Origin of the sequence: Vibrio sp. VB16 (genome assembly GCF_015594925.2) — a bacterium.
Lineage (GTDB): Bacteria > Pseudomonadota > Gammaproteobacteria > Enterobacterales > Vibrionaceae > Vibrio.
In genome coordinates this window covers 49,610-73,047 of sequence record NZ_CP087590.1, presented here as the reverse complement: position 1 = coordinate 73,047, position 23,438 = coordinate 49,610, and the positions used below count along the sequence as shown (strand labels likewise).

At 40.7% G+C, this 23,438-nt stretch carries 21 protein-coding genes; 9 read left to right on the top strand and 12 right to left on the bottom strand.

The annotated features are described in order from the left end of the window. Positions 1 to 200: 200 nt before the first annotated feature. Together IUZ65_RS00325 and IUZ65_RS00320 are read left to right on the top strand one after the other, a co-directional pair. Positions 201 to 1,193, top strand: coding sequence for a LacI family DNA-binding transcriptional regulator (locus tag IUZ65_RS00325; RefSeq protein ID WP_195704800.1), 993 nt, complete (start codon positions 201 to 203; stop codon positions 1,191 to 1,193). Between the two features lie 283 nt (positions 1,194 to 1,476). Next, complete coding sequence (locus tag IUZ65_RS00320) at positions 1,477 to 2,553, top strand: alcohol dehydrogenase catalytic domain-containing protein (protein ID WP_195704799.1); 1,077 nt, start codon at positions 1,477 to 1,479, stop codon at positions 2,551 to 2,553. A 127-nt stretch (positions 2,554 to 2,680) separates the two neighbouring features. On the opposite strand, the gene IUZ65_RS00315 is transcribed toward IUZ65_RS00320, so the two are convergent. Beyond that, positions 2,681 to 3,190 (bottom strand): YgjV family protein, encoded by a 510-nt coding sequence (locus IUZ65_RS00315; RefSeq protein ID WP_229638077.1) that lies wholly within the window; start codon positions 3,188 to 3,190, stop codon positions 2,681 to 2,683. 123 nt (positions 3,191 to 3,313) lie between these two features. Between IUZ65_RS00315 and IUZ65_RS00310 the strand changes: the two genes are divergently transcribed. Further along, positions 3,314 to 4,216 (top strand): LysR family transcriptional regulator, encoded by a 903-nt coding sequence (locus IUZ65_RS00310; protein ID WP_195704798.1) that lies wholly within the window; start codon positions 3,314 to 3,316, stop codon positions 4,214 to 4,216. 57 nt (positions 4,217 to 4,273) lie between these two features. Here the strand turns inward: IUZ65_RS00310 and IUZ65_RS00305 are convergent, their stop codons facing one another. Continuing rightward, positions 4,274 to 5,533, bottom strand: coding sequence for an adenylosuccinate synthase (locus IUZ65_RS00305; RefSeq protein WP_195704797.1), 1,260 nt, complete (start codon positions 5,531 to 5,533; stop codon positions 4,274 to 4,276). A 132-nt stretch (positions 5,534 to 5,665) separates the two neighbouring features. On the opposite strand from IUZ65_RS00305, the gene IUZ65_RS00300 reads away from it, so the two are divergent. Continuing rightward, positions 5,666 to 6,574, top strand: a complete 909-nt coding sequence (locus IUZ65_RS00300; RefSeq protein WP_195704796.1) for a LysR family transcriptional regulator — start codon at positions 5,666 to 5,668, stop codon at positions 6,572 to 6,574. Between the two features lie 76 nt (positions 6,575 to 6,650). On the opposite strand, the gene IUZ65_RS00295 is transcribed toward IUZ65_RS00300, so the two are convergent. From IUZ65_RS00295 to ftnA, 3 genes are all read right to left on the bottom strand, one after another. Further along, positions 6,651 to 7,838, bottom strand: coding sequence for an NAD(P)/FAD-dependent oxidoreductase (locus IUZ65_RS00295; protein ID WP_195704795.1), 1,188 nt, complete (start codon positions 7,836 to 7,838; stop codon positions 6,651 to 6,653). 147 nt (positions 7,839 to 7,985) lie between these two features. Next, a complete protein-coding gene (uspB, locus tag IUZ65_RS00290; protein ID WP_195704794.1) occupies positions 7,986 to 8,309 on the bottom strand; it encodes a universal stress protein UspB in 324 nt (107 codons plus the stop codon). A gap of 72 nt (positions 8,310 to 8,381) precedes the next feature. Next, a complete protein-coding gene (ftnA, locus tag IUZ65_RS00285; RefSeq protein ID WP_195704793.1) occupies positions 8,382 to 8,912 on the bottom strand; it encodes a non-heme ferritin in 531 nt (176 codons plus the stop codon). Positions 8,913 to 9,132: 220 nt separating this feature from the next. Here ftnA and IUZ65_RS00280 point away from each other — a divergent pair, with 220 nt between their 5' ends. Next, complete coding sequence (locus IUZ65_RS00280) at positions 9,133 to 9,561, top strand: universal stress protein (RefSeq protein WP_195704792.1); 429 nt, start codon at positions 9,133 to 9,135, stop codon at positions 9,559 to 9,561. 62 nt (positions 9,562 to 9,623) lie between these two features. Next, on the top strand, positions 9,624 to 10,496 hold the full coding sequence (locus tag IUZ65_RS00275) for a carboxylate/amino acid/amine transporter (RefSeq protein ID WP_195704791.1): 873 nt from the start codon (positions 9,624 to 9,626) through the stop codon (positions 10,494 to 10,496). Between the two features lie 101 nt (positions 10,497 to 10,597). Here IUZ65_RS00275 and IUZ65_RS00270 read toward each other — a convergent pair whose 3' ends face one another. The 3 genes from IUZ65_RS00270 to IUZ65_RS00260 all read right to left on the bottom strand — a co-directional run bounded on the left by IUZ65_RS00270 (position 10,598) and on the right by IUZ65_RS00260 (position 15,070). Further along, positions 10,598 to 11,044 carry a hypothetical protein gene (locus IUZ65_RS00270; protein WP_195704790.1) on the bottom strand — a complete coding sequence of 149 codons (447 nt, stop codon included), beginning with the start codon at positions 11,042 to 11,044 and terminating at the stop codon, positions 10,598 to 10,600. A gap of 109 nt (positions 11,045 to 11,153) precedes the next feature. Then, positions 11,154 to 11,930, bottom strand: a complete 777-nt coding sequence (locus IUZ65_RS00265; protein ID WP_195704789.1) for a class I SAM-dependent methyltransferase — start codon at positions 11,928 to 11,930, stop codon at positions 11,154 to 11,156. Positions 11,931 to 11,968: 38 nt separating this feature from the next. Then, entirely contained in the window at positions 11,969 to 15,070 is a 3,102-nt protein-coding gene (locus tag IUZ65_RS00260) for an ABC transporter substrate binding protein (protein ID WP_229638204.1), read from the bottom strand. A gap of 141 nt (positions 15,071 to 15,211) precedes the next feature. Between IUZ65_RS00260 and asnC the strand changes: the two genes are divergently transcribed. Next, on the top strand, positions 15,212 to 15,673 hold the full coding sequence (gene asnC, locus IUZ65_RS00255; protein WP_195704787.1) for a transcriptional regulator AsnC: 462 nt from the start codon (positions 15,212 to 15,214) through the stop codon (positions 15,671 to 15,673). 92 nt (positions 15,674 to 15,765) lie between these two features. Here the strand turns inward: asnC and prlC are convergent, their stop codons facing one another. Continuing rightward, positions 15,766 to 17,808, bottom strand: a complete 2,043-nt coding sequence (gene prlC, locus IUZ65_RS00250) for an oligopeptidase A (protein ID WP_195704786.1) — start codon at positions 17,806 to 17,808, stop codon at positions 15,766 to 15,768. 128 nt (positions 17,809 to 17,936) lie between these two features. Between prlC and IUZ65_RS00245 the strand changes: the two genes are divergently transcribed. Both IUZ65_RS00245 and gorA read left to right on the top strand, forming a co-directional pair. After that, a complete protein-coding gene (locus IUZ65_RS00245; RefSeq protein ID WP_195704785.1) occupies positions 17,937 to 18,776 on the top strand; it encodes a 23S rRNA (adenine(2030)-N(6))-methyltransferase RlmJ in 840 nt (279 codons plus the stop codon). A gap of 124 nt (positions 18,777 to 18,900) precedes the next feature. After that, positions 18,901 to 20,256, top strand: a complete 1,356-nt coding sequence (gene gorA / locus IUZ65_RS00240) for a glutathione-disulfide reductase (RefSeq protein WP_195704784.1) — start codon at positions 18,901 to 18,903, stop codon at positions 20,254 to 20,256. A gap of 57 nt (positions 20,257 to 20,313) precedes the next feature. Here the strand turns inward: gorA and IUZ65_RS00235 are convergent, their stop codons facing one another. From IUZ65_RS00235 to IUZ65_RS00225, 3 genes are all read right to left on the bottom strand, one after another. After that, positions 20,314 to 21,255 (bottom strand): SPOR domain-containing protein, encoded by a 942-nt coding sequence (locus IUZ65_RS00235; RefSeq protein ID WP_195704783.1) that lies wholly within the window; start codon positions 21,253 to 21,255, stop codon positions 20,314 to 20,316. 121 nt (positions 21,256 to 21,376) lie between these two features. Then, positions 21,377 to 22,315, bottom strand: a complete 939-nt coding sequence (locus IUZ65_RS00230) for an ABC transporter permease (protein WP_195704782.1) — start codon at positions 22,313 to 22,315, stop codon at positions 21,377 to 21,379. A 2-nt stretch (positions 22,316 to 22,317) separates the two neighbouring features. Next, entirely contained in the window at positions 22,318 to 23,295 is a 978-nt protein-coding gene (locus tag IUZ65_RS00225; RefSeq protein WP_195704781.1) for an ABC transporter permease, read from the bottom strand. Positions 23,296 to 23,438 lie beyond the last annotated feature (143 nt).

The window sequence follows — 23,438 nt, the reverse complement described above, 5'->3', positions numbered from 1 at the left end:
TATATATGTATTGAATTCTTGGTCATAATATGAAAAGTGTGAGCTAAGTTGTGCTTGCAATTTGTACAATGTGCTGTAGCTCATAAAATACTGTAACCTCTCTATTGAGTCGACCAAATTTACTAGAACCATTTCTTTGGCAATTATCCAGGTAGAGAACTATTGCGCATATCCACAAACTCGAAGGCGAACATAACGCAATGAAAAATAAGAGAAATGTAACGATAGTTGATATAGCCAACATGGCTAATGTAACTAATATCACCGTATCAAGAGCATTTAATAAACCAGAACAGGTTAAACCTGAAACTCGAGAAAAAATATTGAGTATCGCCAAGCAGCTCAATTATGTACCAAATGCTTTTGCCAGAAACTTAAAAAACAATCAAAGCAAAATTATCGGAGTGGTTACTAATAGTACGTTTAATCCTGTCTATTCAATCATTCTCAAGAAATTGAGTCTAATGGCTGATAAGAAAGGCTATACGGTTATGATTTTCGAAACTAATGGATCAGAAGAAGTAGAAAGTCGCGCCATAAACACACTTTTCAGCCATAAAGCGAGTGCTATTCTTTTGTCTGTTGTGCTCGATAAGGAAGGATATACTCCTGAATACCTTGAACTTGCCAATACTTATCAAATCCCAATAGTCCTATTCGATAGAGATATTCCAGGTTCAAACTTACCAGGCGTGTTTTTGAATAATATTGAGATTGGCGTTAGATCTGGGAAATTTCTAGCCAAAAAAAATCATTCAAGCTTCCTAATCATTGGTGGACCAAACGAATCAGAGATAACTCAAGACAGAATAAGTGGTTTACTTGGTGGACTTAGGATAGAGAACGAACACATCAGTATAATAAATAGTGATTACTCTTACGACGAGGCTTATCCAACAATATACAAAGCAATACAATCACTTACGAACATGCCTGATTGTATTGTGGGAATCAACGGAATGATCAGTATGGCAATATTGAAATCATTACAAGAACTAGGCAAAAAAGAGGTTTTTGTATTTTCCATAGATGACATGCCATATGCTGACGTATATGGCACTAAAATACCATGCATATCTAATCACCCACTCGACTGGGCGGAAGCTGTGGGAAAACTAATATTTGATACTATCAACGGAACAGTTTCAACTCGACGAGTTTATATCGATAGCACATTAAAAGAGTATGATTAATTTATGAGGACTGATGTTTTATTCTATGTAGATCCATTTTTTAACCCAGTCCATTTATAAAATCATCTTAAACGTAATGCCTATTTGTTAAGCAGATCACGGATACATAAAAATATCACAAATTATGTTGACGTTAACATTGCAAGGTTGTCTATTGATATAAGATGACTAAATCACATTGGAGTACACACTACACTCGTATTTCTCAATTATTGCGTGATTTATTTGTATAGGAAAATAAATATCAACTTTAAATGACAACGTTAACATACAAGGTCTAAATATGAAAAACTCAATACCTGAAGTGATGACTGCAATTATCAACCATGGCCCTACTGATTATCGTCTTGAATCAACACTCATACCAAGACCTCAGAAAGGGGAGTTGCTAATAAAAGTGGGGGCATGTGGCATTTGTGCTAGTGATGTCAAGTGCCACTCTGGCGCTGAGATGTTTTGGGGGGACAACCCTTGGGTGAAAACACCCGTTGTACCTGGTCATGAGTTTTTCGGTACTGTGATCGAAATGGGTGAAGGAGCTGGCGAAGCGTTTGATGTTGTAATCGGAGACAGAGTTATCGCCGAACAAATACTTCCTTGTGGAAAATGTCGTTTCTGTAAATCAGGTCAGTACTGGATGTGTGAGCCGCATGATATGTATGGCTTTCAAAGTAAAATCGCTGATGGTGGTATGGCTGAGTACATGCTATTCAAGAAGAATTCCAGAGTTCATAAGATCCCCAATTCCATTAGTCTTGCTGAAGCGGCAATAATAGAGCCGATGGCATGCTCTATTCATACTGTTAATAGAGCGGAAATTGGCTTTAATGACGTAGTTGTCATTGCTGGTGCTGGCCCATTAGGACTTGGTATGGTTCAAGCTGCAAAACTAAAAACACCTAAGACACTGATAGTTATAGATACTTTAGATGATAGATTGGCGCTATCAAAATCTTATGGTGCAGATTTAGTTATTAATCCCATGAAAGAAGATGCGGTAGCGAAAGTAAAATCGCTTACTGAAGGTTATGGTTGTGATATATACATTGAAGCGACGGGCGTCCCTGCCGGGGTAACCCAAGGCCTAGATATGATTAGAAAGTTAGGTCGTTTCGTTGAATTTAGTGTGTTTGGTAAAGAAACCACGGCAGATTGGTCTATCATCGGTGATAGAAAAGAATTAGATATTCGTGGTGCTCATTTGGGCCCGAACTGTTACGAAACTGTCATCAACCTTTTCCAAAGAGGCCTCATTACAGCTGACGGTATTGTTACTCACGAGTACTCAATAACTGATTGGGAAAAAGCATTTGAAGTAGCGTCTAGTCCGGAATCCGTCAAGGTATTACTCATCCCTTAACCTTTGAAGTGAATACGCATGCGGAGCTAGATAACTCTAGCTCCTATTCATCAATATGAATGCTAAAATATCATTTTCGGAGACTTTGTTATTGATGATATTGATGGTTTTTCAAACTCTAAAAACATTATCGCGATGCCTGTAATTCGCGACTACGGTACAACCTAATAATAGTAATGCACAATACCATCGCATTAAAAATATCATTCAATAACCCACCATATGAACCCACAATAAATGCATTTATCATCCACAAAAGGGTGCAGAACAAGAATGCAATCCTCATTCGCATACCTTCTGCGCAAAACAACGCATAACAACTGAGCGAGGAAGCGACGGCGGGGAGTATGTCCCTAGGTTCTGTGTAGAAATAAACACTCATAGATATTTGAATCACAAGGAATATAAAAAATAATTTTACTCCTTTAAACTTCAAGGACACGAACGCTCGAATAGAGTTCACAAACAGATTTAACCCTGCAACAAATGCCCCCATCAAAGTGTAATGCACAGAAAAAGTAAGACATGATAAGCATATTAATGCTCGCATTCGATTGTCGCTTACCGTTGATACAGCGAAGAGGTTAATACCAAATGCTAAAAAGCCGAGTGCTTGGATACTGTATTCATTCAACATATAGCGAAATCCATCCGTCGTTTCGTAAAAGTGAGACCAAGAAGGTAAGTCCACGAGATAAGTATAAAAATGATCATTCATTACGTATAATGATAAAAATTCCCCTTTTAAGTCCTTAGAAGAATGGATATAGATCAACTTCACGCTTTTTGTCAGCTAGCCCACGATAGAAACTATCGTGTCGCATCAGAACACCTTTGTGTTACGCAATCTGCGCTAACAAAAAAAATAAAGAGATTGGAAAAACAATTAAAAGTTGTACTGTTCGAGCGAGGTCGTCACGGTGCAGAACTAACACAAGTCGGGCAAATATTGTTACCTGAGGCTTGGCGAATGATTAGAAATTTCGAATCGTTTCAAACGCTATCTAATTTCGTCGCGGAAGGAACTTATGGGCATTTAGACATCGCTTTTGGTATTTCCACCTACCATGAAGCGCCAAGGTATATCGCCATGTTTAAACAACTGTGCCCTGATGTGCATGTAACGCTCAACGATATGCCCTCACACAACCAAATCGATGAATTATTGTCAGGTAATATACAACTTGGCTTTGATAGACTTCCTATAGAATCGCCACTGGCTTCATTCCCTTTATTTTCTGATCAATTAGCTATTGCAGTAAATTGTAGTGACATTATTGACGAACAAAATTTATGGTCTTCGCTCCAACAATTGAATTATCTGGGCCTAAGCCGCAGCAAAAATCCGACAATAAACAGACAAATTGACACGTACTTTCTTGAGGTACAACAAAAGCCACATCTAGTGCAAGAAACCGATCATATTCTTACCCTGCTTGCTCTGGTTTCAGCCCGCCTCGGATACGCTATTGTTCCGGCAAGTGCTGCACGTATTAGTCAGGCACAAATCCGATTTATTCCTTTATCTGGGTTAAATGTGAAATGGGATGTAGGGCTATTGTGGGACATCGAAAGACCAAATCCTATTAGGGACAAGTTCATCCAAGAAGTTAAAAACAATACAAGTGCATTGGTATTAGGCGGAGTAGACATTAGAGAATAAAAAGCCAAGCTGAACGCTTGGCTTTTTTGACTTTTTAGTTCGCGATATAATCTTAGATTAAGCGCGAATAATCATTTGTTCACGCTCTGGCCCCACTGATACCATATTAACAGGCACCTCCATGAGTTCCTCTATGCGAGTAACGTAATCTTGCGCAGCTTGAGGTAAACTTTCAAAAGTACGACAACCGGTAATATCTTCGCTCCATCCGGCCATATTCTCATATACAGGTGTTAAAGCCGCAGTTTGTGGCCATATTGGGTTCTCGGTATGTTCACCAGCATAAGCAACACATATTTTGAGATCCTTCATACCTGAAAGGCAATCAATTTTGGTTAATGCCACTTCTGTCGCAGCTTGTAATTCGACACCGTTGCGGGTTGCCACAGCATCAAAATAGCCCATATCACGTGGACGACCAGTCACTGCTCCGTACTCATTAGCGCTTTCGCGGAAGTTGTCTTGTTCATCCATCGCCGTGACTAAAGTGCCCGTTCCCACGGATGAGCTAAAGGATTTAGCGACAGCAATAACGCGCTCAGGGTGAAGGGCAGGTAAACCACTGCCAATACCTGCGTAGGCTGCGGTTACATTAGATGACGTCGTCCAAGGGTATTCGCCATAAACTAAATCACGACCGGCTCCCAATTGAGCTTCAAACAGCAGATTCGCATCTTTCTTTTGAAGCGCCTTAAGAGGCTGAGTAACATTACAAATAAATGGACGCCAAACTTTGGTTACTTCTAGCAACCACGTCGTCATTTCTGCTGCGGTTTGAGTAAAATCACAGTCCGGATAGAGCGCTCTAAGTTGGGGCATTTTCCAGTCGAGCATAAATTGAATGCGCTGCTCTAATACTTCAGGTTGGTTTAGCCAACCAACCAAAATACCTTTTTTCATAACGCGATCGCCGTAAGCAGGCGCAATACCTTGTCGAGTAGAGCCATAAGCTGCATCGCCCAAACGTTGCTCCTCTAAGGTATCCTCGAGAGCATGCAGGGGTAAACATAATGTTGCACGATCAGAGATACAAAGTTTTACATCAACACCTTTTGCTTTTACTTCTGCAATTTCTTCACTAAGAGCGCTAGGGCTTATCACCATACCTGGACCAAGAACGGCAATACAATCAGGATTAAATATACCACTTGGTAATTGGTGTAGTTTAAACGTACCGAAGTCATTTACTACAGTGTGACCCGCATTATTCCCACCTTGAAAACGAATGCTTGCAGAAGCATCAGAGGCTAAAAAATCGACGATTCGGCCCTTGCCTTCATCACCCCAATTGGCACCAACAACAACAACAGATGGCATAGTATTTCTCCTAATTGATTGAGAGACTATGCTATTCCTGTCGATACGATAAGAGAAATAAATTATAATTATTATCTTGATAAGAATTCCATATAACTTACCATTAAGATCGCGAAGGTTAGGGAAACGAAGATGCTGGATATCCATTGGTTAAAAACGTTTGTCACATTAGCTGAGTATAAACACTTTGGTAAGGCCGCAATTGCACTTCATATGACACAGCCCAATGTCAGTTTGCACCTAAAGCAACTTGAACAAACTACCTGTGTGAAGCTGATTGAGAGAAGCCCATTTCGCCTGACTCAAGCTGGAATGCGATTGTTAGAGAGCAGTCAAAGAACCTTACTAGAATTACAGATCTGCCAAGCTGATCTTAATGCCCTTAATGAGTTCAACCGAGGTACATTAACCATTGCTGCCAGTGATATTATCTCTCGATTATTACTAATTGAACCATTTCAACTGTTTAAGGCTCAGTTCCCAGGCATTGACTTTACTGTATTTAATACCACGTCGTCGCAAGCCTCGGAATTAGTGAAAAATGCAGTCGCGGATATTGGTTTTGTGATTTCTCAAAAAGAAAGCCAACCATTGCATTTTACTGAGCTGCAACAGATAAAATGGTGTGCTCTGGGCGATGGCTTTGAGCTTTGGATGCGAGATAAGAATCAGGAAGAGTCAAAGCAACAAGATATAAAACAACAGGAAGAACTTACCCTAATATTACTCGGTCATGATACGCGTACTCGGGACTTAATTGACGAAGCCTTGCCTAAACTGAACCTTCCTAGTTATCGAGTGATGGAAGTAGGCAGTGTTGATGCGCAAATAGATTGGGCGGAGGCTGGGTTTGGTGTGGCCATTATTCCGGAGTTTGCTATATCGACAAAGGCAAATCTGATGTCTAAGGTGACGTCCTTACCAAATTTTCCCACCACCAGCCTTGGATATGTCGTGAGACAAAATCAAATATTATCTAAAGCGATTAAACAGTTACTTCATTGGGTTAATGATGAAATCCTTAATTCACAACGGAGATAAACGAGTTTTATCGGTTGATTACCCGTATTTTTGTACATTCATAAACAATACGGGTCAAAAGGTCGCCTTCGATGCATTACACCCACTGCCCTGCAACAAACCCACTGCTCCACGCGAATTGAAAATTATAGCCTCCCAACCAGCCGGACACATCAAGCACTTCGCCAATAAAGTAAAGACCTTGGGTCTCTTTTGTTTGCATCGTTTTGGATGAAATATGGTCAGTATCTACACCACCAAGGGTTACTTCGGCTGTTCTATAACCTTCAGTACCGTTTGGTTTTATCTGCCAATTCTCTAACGCCAGTACGGTGTTTTGTAATTCTTTGTCGTTTATCTGTTTTAACGGTTTATCTACTAACTCTTTTCTTTCAATTAAGGTTTCGACGAGACGTTTTGGCAGAGCCTTCGCCAGGGTGTTTTTTAGGCTTTGATTTGGGTGTTTCTCTTTAGATATAGATAAAAGCGCCTCAACATCCGTTTCAGGGATGAGGTTAATCGTTATTTCTTGCCCAGCTTTCCAATAGGACGAAACCTGCAACACCGCAGGACCAGACAAGCCTCTATGTGTAAACAAAAGCGCCTCTTTAAACGCCGTTCCATCCGTCGTGGTTATTTCTGCGGGGATAGCAATACCCGATAGATCAGCAAGGTCTTCTTTATCTTCTTTGTGTAACGTAAATGGAACTAAACCCGCCGTGGTCTGTATAACGGAGAGGCCAAACTGCTCTGCAATTTTGTAACCAAATGGCGTCGCCCCCAATTTAGGCATTGAAAGCCCTCCGGTTGCAACCACCAATGACTCACACTCGATCTGTTCCGTATTAGCATACAGAGAAAAGCCATTCTCTATTTTTTCGATAGAGTGGGTATCCACTTGATATCGATAATTAACCGAGACTTCTTTGCACTCATCTAACAACATGGTCACTATCTGCTTGGCAGAATCCACACAAAAAAGTTGCCCATGTTCGCGCTCTTCAAACTCGATGCCATGTTTAGAGACTAAGGAGATAAAATCCCAGTTAGTGTATTGCGATAGTGATGACTTAACAAAATGAGGGTTTTTACATACAAAGTGATTTGAAGACACATCATAATTGGTAAAATTACACTTACCGCCACCAGAAATGAGGATTTTACGACCCGGCTTTTTGGCATGGTCAAGCACCAGTACTTTTCGCCCTCGTTTTCCTGCTTCAATTGCGCACATAAGTCCGGCTGCGCCGGCTCCAACGATGACCACATCTACCTTAGTTACCACGCCCTAACCTTTTTAAAAATAAAAAGGATGCACGACATCGTACATCCTCAAATTGAGAAACATTTTAGCTGTTCTTTGCGATCTTGCAAACCTATAAGCGTTTAACCAGTGAAGCCTTCGCCTCGATTACCCGCTTATTCTTACCGATCAAACCAAGAACGATGCAAACAAAGTGACCGCAATCAAAACAACAAATAGAATAAACAGCTCTCTCACTTTTGTGCACTTACTCATAAAGACAGGGTCGTGATGATTCACGAACTCCTTATCTTTAAGGTAATGAAAAAGACGAACCTGTTTCATTACATTACCATGAGTTGTAAAGAAACCACCGCCATCTACTTGTTGATAAAGTAACGGATGCGCCTCTCGCATGACATAGATTAACGACCGCAATGCAGTCAAATAGCGCGCTAAGTTTATGCTCACAATAAGCATAAGAGTGAATATTATAGTGTCTCCACTGATCATCTTTTCCTCCCTACACCTCCTAAGAAGCCGAAAGAAAAAGATGATCTAGTCTATCTTTTCTTTTGCAGCAAATTACTCCGCTGCACCGGCTTCCATAACGGAAGATGAACCTTCTTTTGCCATTGCAGCTAGGTCTTTATCAATGAAGAACAAAGCCTTACCATCTTCGCCAACAAGCTCTAGCTTATCCAAAATCCCTTTAAACAGTTTCTCTTCTTCATGCTGTTCAGCAACGTACCACTGTAAGAAATTAAACGTTGAGTAATCTTGTGCGATAAATGCACCATGAGCCAACTTATTGATTCTTTCTGTAATCATCTGCTCATGTTCATAGGTTTCGCGAAAGACCTCTCCAAGACTTTTGAAATCATATTTAGGCGCTTCAATCGTCCCTAAAATCGGCATCGCTCCCGTTTCGCTAACATAGGTAAATAAGCGCTGCATATGTTCCATTTCTTCTACTGCATGACGCCTTAGAAATACTGCTGCACCTTCAAAACCTTTATCTTCACACCAAGCACTCATTTGTAAGTATAGATTGGATGAGAAAAATTCTAGGTTAATTTGCTCATTTAATTGTTCGATCATTGTTTGAGATAGCATGAAGACTCCCTTTTAGGTTCATTTATATCGCTTTAAAACTTTAGTATTACAACAAAGTTTTCTCAGAATCAGTTTAGGTTACCCTTAACTATACCATGAAGCAAAATACCTTACGGGGTAAGGCGAATAAAACAGATAAGGATATGAGATCACAACGACAAATTTTTTTGAAATTAGATGCTAGGCTTAAAAGGTAAGTCCTTTAAATGGAGATAGCACTATGAGCTATAAGCATATTTTGGTCGCTATTGACCTTAGCAAAGAAAGCCATATTCTGATTGAAAAAGCCGTCGCATTAGCCCAACCGTTAGGCGCAGAAGTCTCATTTATTCATATTGATGTGAATTATGCCGAAATATACACTGGTCTCATTGATATAAATTTGTCTGAAACACAAAATCACGCCATGGAAGAATCGTTAGCGCAGCTTAAATTACTTGCAGAACAAGCTAAAATGCCGATTAAACATACTTTAGTCGGAAGTGGCGATTTGGGGTATGAACTAAAGGAAACGATTGATAAAAAGGACGTCGATTTAGTCATTTGCGGGCATCACCAAGATTTTTGGAGTGTCATACTATCCTCAACTAAGCAGCTACTAAATAGCGTTCCGGTTGATATGTTGGTTGTTCCTTTACATGACGATTAATTAATTTAGCCATTAAATTGGGGTACACTGCAGGTTCAAACATTCATTCGGTAAAATAAGACATGTTGTACCTTTCTGCAGTGACCCTATTATGGGCTTTTTCATTTAGTTTGATTGGCGTTTATCTTGCTGGCCAAGTTGACTCTTGGTTCTCTGTATTGATGCGCGTTGTTCTGGCTGCTTTGGTTTTTCTTCCTTTTTTAAAATTTCGAAATATTCCAAAATCACTCATCCTTAAACTCATGACAGTAGGTGGTATACAACTAGGACTAATGTACTGTTTTTACTATCAGTCTTTCTTACTACTCTCTGTCCCTGAAGTATTGCTTTTTACTGTCTTTACGCCCATTTATGTCACGCTGGTTTATGACTTACTAAAAGGCCGTTTCTCACCTTGGTATCTGATTACGGCAATCATCGCGGTTGCAGGTGCCGTGGTCATTAAATTCTCTGGAGTTAACGATAATTTTTTACAGGGGTTCTTCGTCGTTCAAGGGGCAAACCTATGCTTTGCTATTGGTCAGGTAGGCTATAAGGTGATAATGGAAAAAGAAGAAGTAACGCTCCCCCAACACACTGTATTCGGTTATTTTTATTTAGGGGCTGTCTGTGTGGCTGTTATCGCTTTTGCTCTATTTGGCAACACAGAAAGGCTGCCAACGACCATGACGCAATGGGGTATCCTGACCTATCTAGGTTTAATCGCTTCTGGATTAGGTTATTTTTTATGGAACAAAGGCGCATGCATGGTCAACGCAGGTGCGCTTGCGGTCATGAATAATGTTTTGGTGCCCGCTGGCTTGGTGGTAAACATATTGATTTGGAATCGTGACGCAGACATGCTTAGACTCGCGCTAGGTGGCGCTATCATCTTATTTTCTCTTCTGATAAACGAGACCATCATTAAGCGAAAAGTGGCTTTTTCTTATGATTAATAATCGCTTCAAGATGATATAAATTGACCTAAACGACATGAAACGATGTCGGCCTTAATAAACAAGGTCGACACGTCTTATCTAATCAGTAAAAAGAAGGTTTAGTGAAGGGCGGACTTAAGATTCATTTCATTGTGAAAAGTATTAAATTTTGCAAACTGTTCTTCAATTTTTTTCTGTTTTCTTAATAGCTTATTCTGTTTATCCAAAATACTCGCCATTTTCTTAACGTATTTCTTCTGCTTTTTGGCCTGTTTTTTCGCCTTTTTGACTTCTTTTTTTGTCACTTCGCTAAGCATATCAATAGGGATGGGGAGTGCAGGGATTGGCAAAGTATCCGCTAATACGACACATTGCTGCTTCTCTTCCGTACTTTTGGACAAGCAAGCTTGAGGAGGAATAGCGGTCGGTTTACAAAGCTGAGAACTGTCTTGAGAAGAACGAGCACAAGAACGACAAAGATATTTAGCATCACTGACAAGAGAATAAATCTCACCTAACCCTTCAGATATTTCTCTGCGATTCAACTTGCATAAACGCTTTGTCATTTAACGACTCCAACTAACACAAAAGGGTCACCCTCCTTTTTGAGAATGATTATTACTTAGATATAGTCTCATTTGATTCTTGATGCAATAAAAAATTTACTCCAATGAATTATGTCATTGATTCTTTTACATATACATCGAAACGATTTTTTTTGGTTTTAATTGCCATACTTGGTTTTTGTTGATTTAGCCAGTCGGCATAATCAGGCCTTTTCACTATAACGCGTTTTTTAGCAAGCTTCATAGCGGGCTCAAATAAACCATCTGCATCTAGATCGGCCCCGACGAGCGATTGGAATACACGCATCTCTTTTTTAACTAATGCCGACTTTTTTCCTTCAGGGTGAGGATACATAGGATCAAGATAGACAACATCTGGTCGCAGGAAATTTCGATCATTAGATATTATCTCCAATGCATCATGACTAGATGCATGCAATAGCGACATTCTTTCTGAAACCCATACGCCTATTTCTGGATCTTGTTTTGCTCTCTCTAGGCCATCATCCAGCAGAGCGGCGACGACTGGGTTTCGCTCTATCATCTGCACTTTACAGCCAAGAGATGCAAGTACAAACGCATCTCTACCTAGCCCTGCAGTTGCGTCCAGCACACTTGGTATCACACCTTTATTAAGCCCTGCAGCCTTTGCAATAGACTGAGCTTTACCGCCACCAAATTTTCTCCGGTGTCCAACGGGACCGCCCACCAGATCGACGTAGATCGCACCTAATTTTGGCTCATCTATTTTTCTGAGCTCTAGTCTTTCCGAGCTTAAAACCAACGCGAAGCGACTCTGTTCATCGTGTTGCAATGACCACGTTTGAGCAATACGTTCAAGCCGATTGGTATCTATGTTTTCTTCACAGATCAGTTGCAGGCGCAAAAAGCACTCCATATAGGGATAGGTTTAGTGGCGGTATTTTACTGAATCTGTTGCAGTTCGGCTACCAATTCGGCTAATGGTTTAGGTTTACTAACGATATAGCCCTGCGCATAGTCTACGCCTAACTCAAGAAGCCGATCAATAATCGCTGTATTTTCTACAAATTCAGCGACCGTTTTCTTACCCATTTGTTTCGCTAAATCATTGATAGCACGGACCATAATAAAATCAGTCTCATTCGTATCCATATCACGAACAAATAAACCATCTATCTTAACGATATCCACTGGTAATTTTTTTAGGTAGCCAAAGGATGACAAACCAGAACCAAAATCATCCAGTGCAATCAAACAGCCTCGTTGTTTGATCTGAGTAAACAAATCAATGGCGCGATCCATATTCCCCATTGCGGCTGTTTCTGTAATTTCGAGACAAAGTTTGTTGCTAGGTACCGAACTATGTTCAATCGTTTCCAGCAAGAAATGTACAAATTCTCTATTCCCTATCGACTGCCCCGATAAATTAATAGAGCAAAGCCCTAACTGATCATAGTCGGCTATGTTGGACTCTAACCACGCTAGGGTTTGGGTCACTACGGCTTTATCAATAAGGTGTGCCACATTGTATTTCTCTGAGGCGGGCATGAAGATTCCTGGGGAAATATACTCCCCATTAGCACTTTTTATTCGAACCAATATTTCAAAGTGCATCTTCAGGGCATCACTTGATTCTTCAAGCTGCAGAATTGTCTGTGCAAATAGTTCCAATCGATTATTCGCCAACGCCTCATGAACCAGATTAACGCACTCCATCTCAAGTTGACGTCGACGCAACTCTTCATCATCTTGAAGATAAAGATGAAATCTATTCCGACCTTCATCTTTAGCTGCATGACACGCCGTATCCGCTTGAGCGTGAACCATTTGAGGGGAATCGGCAGTATGATCGATCAATCGAATTCCAATAGAACACGTAATATTGAGTGATATGTCGTCCCACTGGAATGTATTGATGCTGAGTTCATTGATAATCGCTTTGGCAATATTCTGAGCATCAGTTTGCGTGCAGTCTCTTAATAGCACTGCAAATTCATCACCACCCATTCTAGACAATATAGAGTTATATGGTAAAACAGACTCAACCACCATTGCAGAGAACTTGATCGCAGCATCACCTGCTTCATGTCCAGCGGTATCATTAAGCACCTTCAATTGATCAAGGTCTAAATAGAGCATTGCGTGTGTACGTAAGTGGTCACTTACTTCTTTCAAAGACTTTTCTAGTTCTAATTCAAAATGATTTCTGTTGAACGTTTCGGTGAGCAAGTCATAGCGAGCTTGATACTCCAATTGCTCGGTTAAAATATGAATCTCGGTAATATCCTCGCCTACCATCAACAACTTACCAAAGTGATCGAGTGGACGAATATTTTCTCTAATCCATAATACCGAGCCATCTTTATGTCGATATCGAGCTTCTCTTCGCCACACGCCATTAATTTCATGTTCTCGATTAAGCAGCAGTTGTTTCGCTGGTAATGTGCCTTCATCTGCATAAAAATCCTTCAAACGATGGCCTAATATTTCTAGCTCTTTATAGCCTAATAACTCTTGTGCAAATTTATTAAGTGCCTGAATTCGGTAGTTTTCATCTAGTGTCAACATCATGACTGGTTGTTGTTCATAGTAGATCCGCATGGTGGACTCACGCTCAATCAATTTCTGCTGAGCCAATTTCCCCATAGTGATGTCGTTTGCTTCAAATAGGTATTGTGATTCGACACCAGACTCCTCTGGCAACTGATTAAGAACGACATCGAGTAAAATACATCCTGAGCCCTTACAAAGCGCTTCAATCTCGAATCGAGTTGAATTCAGTTCCGAGTTAGATTCAAAGAACTGGCCAAGCTTCTTAGCGCCTTTATCTTCCCACCCATTGAAAAGCCATATCGGTTTATCAATAGGTAATCCTTGATCAAAAACTAATTCATGAAATTTATTATTACTGGTCAGAACTCTGCCGTATTTATCAAGGATAGCGATATATTGATGGCTTTGTTCTATAACTGACTCGAGTAAATACTGGCTCTCACGCGCCTTGGATTCACTGTTACTTAAACGGCGAAGATAATACAGGAGCGCCATTATGACGGCAGCCATCAACAAAAAGATGGTGATAACAACCTGAACCCACTGGTAGTCGTCTTCAGGCTCGTTAATCAAATTCGCAGCCGTGTTCTCTTGGCTTATATTAAGCCCCCATTTTTGAATTGCGTCGTAATCGAGTTCAATGGTCGGTGTCGCCAGCCTGACCGATGGAATATTGCCTGGCATGTTAGCTAACATGTCGACGAGTAATAGCCCCGCAGATCTCCCCTGAGAGTTACCGTTATGAAGAACACCGCCAACGGTCCCGTAACCGAATATCGAATCATGAAATACATAAACTGGAACAGCTGAAAACTCATCAATCTTTTCACGAATTTCCTGATCGTTATGAATGTTCAACCCATCGTTAAAAAAGCCCCAATAAAGAATCGCGCTATTTTTAGGGGCTTTAGTTAAAAAAGCTTTCAAGGACTCGTAGTCTGCTGGAACATAATGTTCGACCAATTCTCTATGACTAGGGGACTCGTCTAGGTATTGATTGACTGTATCTCGAACCCCCTCTCCTGTAACCGAGAGACCGGTGATGACATAAATTTTATTTACGTTAGGTTGCAACCTTTTTATTAATTCAACATTGCCTTGTATTTCTACCCGAGAGACCACGCCAGTCGCATTTAAATTGGAATGTAAATTCGCCTTATAACCATTAATACCGCTAAAAATTATTGGGGTATCACCTAACATATGACCAAGGCTATTTATCAAATTCAATGCATAATTATCAACAACGATAACCGCTTTGAACTCCTCATTTTGAAGCTTAACGGTATACAGTTGAGCAAGTTGATCTAAATATTTTTTTGATTGGTGTCTTTTTGTGTCTAGATAAACAACCCGATTAGGGATTTTATTTTTGGTAAGGATGTATTCTAGGCCATCTTGAAAATCGTCAGACCATAAAAAACCTTGATGATAAGAGTGTATAACAAGGACATCTTTCTCTTTAGCGTTAGCTGAAACGCTGAAAATCAAGATCAGTAGTATAAGAATTCTCACTGCAACTTTTGTCCTTCACACACGCGATAATTTAAATAAAAATCAAAACAATAGTAACACTCAATTGAATAAAATATACTCTTGTTACCCACATTCTTAGACTGGTTGCCTACTTCAATGCACACTAACACTCGCCTCGATGACTTAGACCGAGCTATCTTAAAAATATTATTAGAAGATGCACGGCGACCATATGCTGAAATGGCAAAGAAGTTTGATGTAAGCCCTGCAACGATTCATGTACGAATAGAGAAGATGAAGGCTGCAGAAATTATTGAAGGGACGGAGGTTATTATTAACCCTAAAAAGCTGGGTTACGACGTGTGCTGTTTTATTGGTATTAATCTAAACGCTGCTCGAGACTATCACTCAGCCCTAAAAAAATTGAACGCATTGGATGAAGTCGTAGAGGCTTATTATACAACAGGGGCATACAATATCTTCGTAAAGCTAATGTGCCACTCCATTGAAGAACTACAATATGTTTTGATTGATAAGCTTCAGGCTATAGACGAAGTGCAATCGACTGAAACATTAATATCACTTCAGAACCCAATCAATCGGAATGTGATTCCATAACGATAATTACGGTCCTAAGTAAAGGTACTCGTTTCTCATATTGAAGAGATTGAGAGCGAGTACCTAAAGTTTGTTGACCTTCCGAGGCTATTTTACCCGCTGATACCTGAATGCCTTAGCAATGCATCAATTTTAGGCTCTCGACCTCTAAAGCGCTTGAACAATTCCATTGGCTCTTCACTGCCACCCATTTCCAGAATATTGTTAAGGAAGCTTTTGCCCGTTTCTTGATTAAAGATCCCTTCTTCTTCAAAACGAGAGAAAGCATCAGAGCTGAGCACCTCAGCCCAAAGATAGCTGTAATATCCTGCACTATAACCACCAGCAAAAATATGACTAAATGCATGTGAGAAGCGGTTCCATTCGAGGCTTGGTAATACTGCTACTTTGCTCTTCACTTGGGCCAACGTTTCGAGAACTCGCGGACCTATTTCCGGGTCGAATTCAGTATGCAACGTAAAATCAAACAAACCAAATTCTAGCTGACGAAGAATAAATATCGCCGACTGGAAATTTTTAGCGGCTAACATTTTCTCTAGCATCTCCGTCGGTAATGAAGCACCTGTCTCATAATGACCTGAAATAAACTCCAATGCTTCTTCTTCCCAACACCAATTTTCTAAGAATTGACTTGGCAACTCAACAGCATCCCAAGGCACACCATTTATCCCGGACACAGCAGAGACATCAATCTGGGTCAGCATATGGTGAATACCATGCCCAAACTCATGGAACAATGTAACAACCTCATCATGGGTAAAGAGAGCAGGCTTATCTCCTAGTGGCTTATTAAAATTACATGTTAAATAAGCCACTGGCGTTTGTAGTTCGCCACTTGTGGTCGTACGCCTAACACGACATTCGTCCATCCATGCCCCACCTCGTTTATTTTCACGAGCATAGAGGTCAAGATAGAAACTACCACGTAGCGTATTCTCTCCATCAAAGATATCAAAAAATCGAACTGACTGATGCCAAGTATCTACGCCCTCTTTCTCTATAACCGTCATGCCAAATACGCGTTTTAGTACCTCAAATAATCCGCTTACGGCTTTAGATTCAGGGAAGTAAGGGCGCAATTCTTCATCAGATATTTGGAACAAATGCTGCTTTTGTTTTTCACTGTAGTAGGCAATATCCCAAAGATTAAGATCGGTCACACCAAATTCTTTTTTTGCAAACTCCGTCAGTTCACGGACCTCTTTTTCTCCTTGAGGTTTCACTTTTACTGCCAAATCATTTAAAAAACCGAGGACTTGTGCTGGTGTCTCCGCCATTTTACTGGCCAATGATTTTTCACTGTATGTAGCAAACCCAAGCAATCGAGAAATTTCATGACGAAGCTTAAGCTGTTCAGACATAACTTCTGTATTGTCCCATTTCCCCGCCATCGGCCCTCGGTCTGAAGCGCGAGTAACGTACGCCTCATACATTTCTCGGCGAAGCTCTTGATTATCGCAGTATGTTAATACCGGAAGATAAGATGGAATATCTAAGGTTAACACCCAACCATCTAACTCTTTTGACTCTGCCGTGGCTCTTGCTGCATCCATTGCCGATTCTGGCATTCCTTTCAGCTCTGACTCTTTCGTAATGTGCTTTGTCCAGCCCATTGTGGCATCGAGAACATTATTAGAAAACTGAGAACCTAATTCAGACATTCGCTTGCTAATTTCACCATAACGATGTTGTTCATTCGCAGGCAGGCCGATGCCTGACAGCTCAAAGTCAAGCAATGCATCGGTAATGCTTTTTTTCTGAGCTTGCGTCATATTATCGAATACTGGGCTCGCTTTAATCGCTTTGTACGCTTCATAAAGCCCTTTATGCTGACCAACCCATGTGCCATATTCTGATAACAACGGTAGACAGCTTTCATAAGCTTCACGAAGTTCTTGGCTATTGACCACGGAATTCATGTGGCTAACTGGAGACCAAATTCTGCTTAGTTTGTCGTCCACCTCAGCTAAAGGATCGCAAATCGTCTCCCAGCTTGGATTACTGTTACCGTCAAGAACTTGTTCTATTTTGATTCTGCAATCCGCTATAGCTTGTTCTACAGCTGGCTTTACATACTCTGGACGTATCTCAGAGAATGGTGGTAGGTCAGTAAAATCTAAAAGTGGGTTGGACATACGTTGTTCCTTTATAAAATCTTTATATCTAAATGTAGGCGGCTTATAGAATTTTCAATAGTGGCGTATAATGAAAAGGTTTTAAAATAAATTGTTTATCACATTCATGCGCATACAGAGAGCCTAATTTGTTAAGTTACAGACACAGTTTCCATGCTGGAAATCACGCAGATGTACTAAAACATATAGTACAGAGCCTTATTCTTGATTCTCTAAAACAAAAAGAGAAGCCTTTTGTCTATCACGATACACACTCTGGTGTTGGTCGTTACGATCTTACTCATGAATGGTCTGAAAAAACCAGTGAATATAAACAAGGTATCTCTCGAATTTGGCAACAAGATTCAAATCCTGAGGAGATTCAGAGTTATTTAGACGCTATCCGTATTCTTAATGATAACAATGAACTCCGTTATTATCCTGGTTCGCCAAGGATAGCTCGCGCTCAATTAAGGCCACAGGACAGAATGATTCTAACGGAACTTCATCCAAGTGATTATCCTTTGTTAGAACAAGAGTTTCACCGAGATCGCCAAGTAAAAATATACAAAGAAGACGGTTTTCAACGCCTAAAAGGCAGCTTACCACCCAAAGAGCGACGTGGTTTAGTCTTAATTGACCCACCTTACGAATTGGCAAAAGAATATCGCGATGTCGTTAATGCTATTGCTCAAAGCCATAAGCGATGGGCAAATGGGATATATGCCATTTGGTATCCTGTGGTAAATCGATATGATATTGAAGATATGTTTAAAGGATTAGAGTCTCTTGGCATTAAAAATATTCTTCAGATCGAGCTTGGGGTATCACCGGATACAAACGAACGAGGTATGACCGCGTCTGGCATGATAGTTATTAATCCTCCTTGGAAATTGGAAAGCCAGATGGAAAAAATTCTCCCATTTTTAAAAGAAGCCATTGCGCCAATTACCGGTCATTATAAAGTGAACTGGATTGTACCTGAGTAAAAGGTCCCCATATATATATTAGATATATCTAATGATAATTCCATTGAAGAGCTTGCTCGCATGCTCTTTATGTTAGGTCTACTATAGAAACATTGAAAAAATCAAAAAAAGATTGGAGAACATAATGGCGAAAGAATTTGACTACATCTGTATCGGTGGCGGTAGTGGCGGTATAGCTTCGGCTAATCGTGCGGCTATGCATGGCGCTAAAGTTGCTTTGATTGAAGCAAAAGACCTTGGTGGAACGTGCGTAAATGTTGGCTGTGTGCCTAAAAAAGTAATGTGGCATGGCGCTCAGGTAGCTGAAGCAATCCATTTGTATGCAGAAGACTATGGTTTTGATGTTGAGGCTAAAGCACTTAACTGGGGTAAATTAGTAGAGAACCGTCAAGCGTATATCGGCCGTATTCACCAATCTTACGATAATGTACTTGGCAAAAACAAAATTGAAGTGATCAAAGGCTTCGCTAAGTTTATCGACCAAAAGACCATTGAAGTAAACGGCGAGCTTTATACCGCAGAACATATTCTCGTCGCGGTTGGCGGTCGTCCAAGCATTCCGAGCATCCCTGGTGCCGAGTATGGTATTGATTCAAATGGCTTCTTCGAACTGAAAGAGCAACCAAAGCGTGTTGCGGTTATTGGTGCTGGTTACATAGCGGTAGAAATTGCAGGTGTATTGCACGCGCTAGGGTCAAAAACGGACCTATTTGTTCGCAAACAATCCCCTATCCGCAGCTTTGACCCAATGATTATAGAAACGTTGGTTGAAGTAATGGCGCAAGAAGGCCCTACTTTACATACTCAATCCATCCCTAAAGAGATTGTAAAAGAAGCTGATGGCAGCCTAACCCTGCATTTGGAGAACGGTAAAGCATACAATGTTGATACCTTAATCTGGGCGATTGGTCGCCACCCAGCAACGGATATAATCAACTTAGACGTGACTGGTGTTGCACTTAATGATCGCGGTTACATCAAAGTCGATGAGTACCAAGAAACCAATGTGAAAGGCATTTATTGTGTTGGTGACATTATGGAAGGTGGTATTGAACTAACTCCTGTAGCCGTTAAAGCTGGTCGTCAATTATCTGAGCGTCTGTTTAACAATAAACCAACGGCAAAAATGGATTACGATCTTGTCCCTACCGTGGTATTCAGCCACCCACCTATTGGCACCATTGGGATTACCGAACCTGAGGCTATTGCTCAGTATGGTAAAGAGAACGTAACCGTTTATCAGTCAGGCTTTACAGCAATGTACACCGCAATAACTCAACATCGTCAACCTTGTAAGATGAAATTGGTCTGTGCCGGAGACGATGAGAAAGTTGTAGGGCTACACGGTATTGGCTTCACTGTAGACGAAATGATTCAAGGCTTTGCGGTTGCTATCAAAATGGGCGCAACCAAAGCCGATTTTGATAGTGTTGTAGCGATACATCCAACGGGTTCAGAAGAGTTCGTTACCATGACGTAGCAAACGACGACTATTAAAAAGGCTTTAATCTCTCCGATTAAAGCCTTTTTTAAACCCTTACTTTACACAAACCACATTCAATAACGATGTTCCTGTCAGTTGCGTTACTTTACCGCTAGTAAACAGCCCTTGCTTATCCATTCCCCAATATGGCAAATGCAATGGCCACTGTTTTTTACTCATGACTTGAGAGTCTATCAACAACTTCCATTCATCCGCCGTAGGCAAACGCATTTGCTGAGACTCACAGACTTCCATTGCGCGTTCATAGTTTAGGCGATTCCACGCAATACCGTACTCCATATAGAACTGATCATACCCATCCATTAAAAATGGAATAGCATAATATTTGTCACCAATTTTCACATCTCTACGTGCAACGACGGTTTCAGATGTCTTAATGCTCTTCTCTGCTGCTTTTGGAGCAGATTTAGGCATTGGTGACGATTCAATAGAATTAGCTGCCACAGGGGCTAGAGCTGCCGAAACGGGAGGCTTTTTAGCCATTGGAACGGGTACTTTGGGTGACGTCTTTTTTGTCGCTGATTGTGTTGCTGGCGTTGTTTTCGTCGCTTTAGTTGTGGTCGCATTACGAATAAACGATTCTTTATACGAATTCAGCTTTTTTAGGTTAACCAGATCCGCTTGTGCAACAGAATATTGTTCATACGGCCCCACTAGACAGCGATAACCTTTCTTCTCCGGTTTTACCCAAACATCTGCGGATACCGCCTTGTATATCGGCTGCGCTTGGTTGAGCGTTTGAGCCTCACTAAAGAACCCACATTGAATCCAAAATAATCCGTCATCAACAACAGGAGCAGAACCCCATACTCCATTACCGACAGGACAATCTTGCGAAAGAACTGGTAATTCACTCTTTGAGTTCTGTTTTGCTTCACAGATATACTCGTCATCAGCGGCGCTCACTAGAGATGGAATAGCCAAGCTTAAACAAAAAACCATAACCACCAATTTTCTAGCAGAAATCATACTCATATTGTTATCTCTATATTCATCATATTGCCTACTTGATACCGATACGCTCTAAAAAAAAGAGTCGCAATAATAGCGACTCTTAGTTTAGGAACTTTTATGGTTAGAGATCAATCGTTTTGGATCACCCTTTGTAAATTTTAGGATTAAATACGTCTCTTAACCAGTCTCCGAGCAAATTAATCACTAAAACGAGTGTCACTAATACAAAACCTGGGAATGCAGTAATCCACCACGCCCCAGAAAAAATGTAATTAAAGCCGATACTAATTAATGCACCTAAAGAAGGTTGATCAACCGGCAAACCTAACCCTAAGAAAGAAAGGGCCGCTTCTGACATGATTGCATTTGCAACCTGAACCGTTGAGATAACCAAAATAGGTGATAGGCAGTTAGGTAGAATATGACGGAACATAATTCGAGGCGATCGAAAACCCATCACTCGCGCTGCTTCTACATACTCTTTATTCTTCTCTGCAAGAACAGAGGCCCTAATAGTTCGAGCGTACTGCGGCCATTCTGCAATACCGATAATCACCACCAACATTAAGACCGCATATTGGCTATAAAAATCACTACCAAAACTCGCCTTAAATATTGCCGATACGATAATCGCAACCATCATGGTTGAAAAAGAAAGCTGTACATCAGCAAAACGCATTAAGAAGCTATCAATCCGACCACCAAAATAGCCTGCCGACAGCCCTATAATAATACCTAGAAATAACTGCAATCCTACTGCGAAAAAACCGATAGTAAGAGAAAGTCGCGAACCGTAAAGCATGGTGGATAAAATATCACGTCCTTGCTCATCGGTACCCAGCACAAACTTAGAATCACCATTTTCCATCCAAGAAGGAGGAAGCTCAGAATCCATAATATCGATAGATGTTAAGTCGTATGGGTCCATAGGTGCTAATAACGGCGCGGCTATCGACATCATTAGAAATACCATGAATACGGCAAAACTAAACATCGCTACTTTGTCACGCAAGAAATAATACAGAAAATCAGACTGCTTGAAACGCTCCCAACGGCTTGGGACAACATTAGATTGTTCCATTATCATGCTCCTTTGCCAGTTAAGTTAACAGTCGGGTTAATCAGACCGTACATAAGGTCAACAATTGTATTTGTCACCACGAATACCAAACCTACAAAAATTACATATGCGGTAATTAACGGTGTATCTACGCGGTTAATTGCCTCTAAGAAAAGGAACCCCGTTCCAGGCCACTGAAATACGGTTTCCGTAAGGATGGTATACGCCACCATGGTACCAATCTGAACACCGCCAACCGTTAATACTGGCAACATTGTATTTTTAAGGGCATGTTGATAATAAATCTTCTTTGAAGATAACCCTTTAGCTCGACCAAATTTAATATATTCAGAACTCAAGACTTCAAGCATTTCAGAACGGACTAAACGGATGAATAACGGCAGCATAATCGATGCCAATGAGACACAAGGTAAAACCAGGTGCGCTAAACCATCAAGTGTAAAGAACCCAGACTCCCAACCAAGTAGGTTCATGGTTTCACCCCTACCGTAAGAAGGTAGCCAACCCAACTCAATAGAGAATACATACATCAACATAATTGCCGTAAGAAATACCGGTATCGATATACCAATACTACTGAATGCCATTACCATTTTTGTCAGTATGCTTTTAGGATGAATAGCAGAATAAACACCGAGTGGTATCGACATGAGTACAATAATTAGTGCCGCGCCAAAAACCAACTCCAGTGTTGCCACTAATTTATTCAATATTACGTCAGCGGCGGGTTTTTTATAAAAATAAGACGTGCCGAAATCACCTTGTATAGCATTACCTACAAAGCGAGCGTATTTAGTAAAAAACGGATCATTTAATCCCAGATCATCACGCAAAGCTTGACGTTCCGATTCCGAAACAGACTGGCCAACCAGTTCACGCAACGGGTCTCCCAAGTTATCTTGGATGGCAAATGCCACTAAACTGATCACAAACATCACTATCAGTGCCTGATACAGGCGCTTGACCAGAAACGAAAACATCCCTTGCCCCTTAATATTCCATTATATTCTTCGAAAAGAAGTCTTTCAGTCAGTCTTCAGTTTAAAAATGGCACTCAACCCGACTGAAATAAGGTTGAGTACCACAAAGCTAATTACGTCCAAATAACACCTTCGGACGCTGA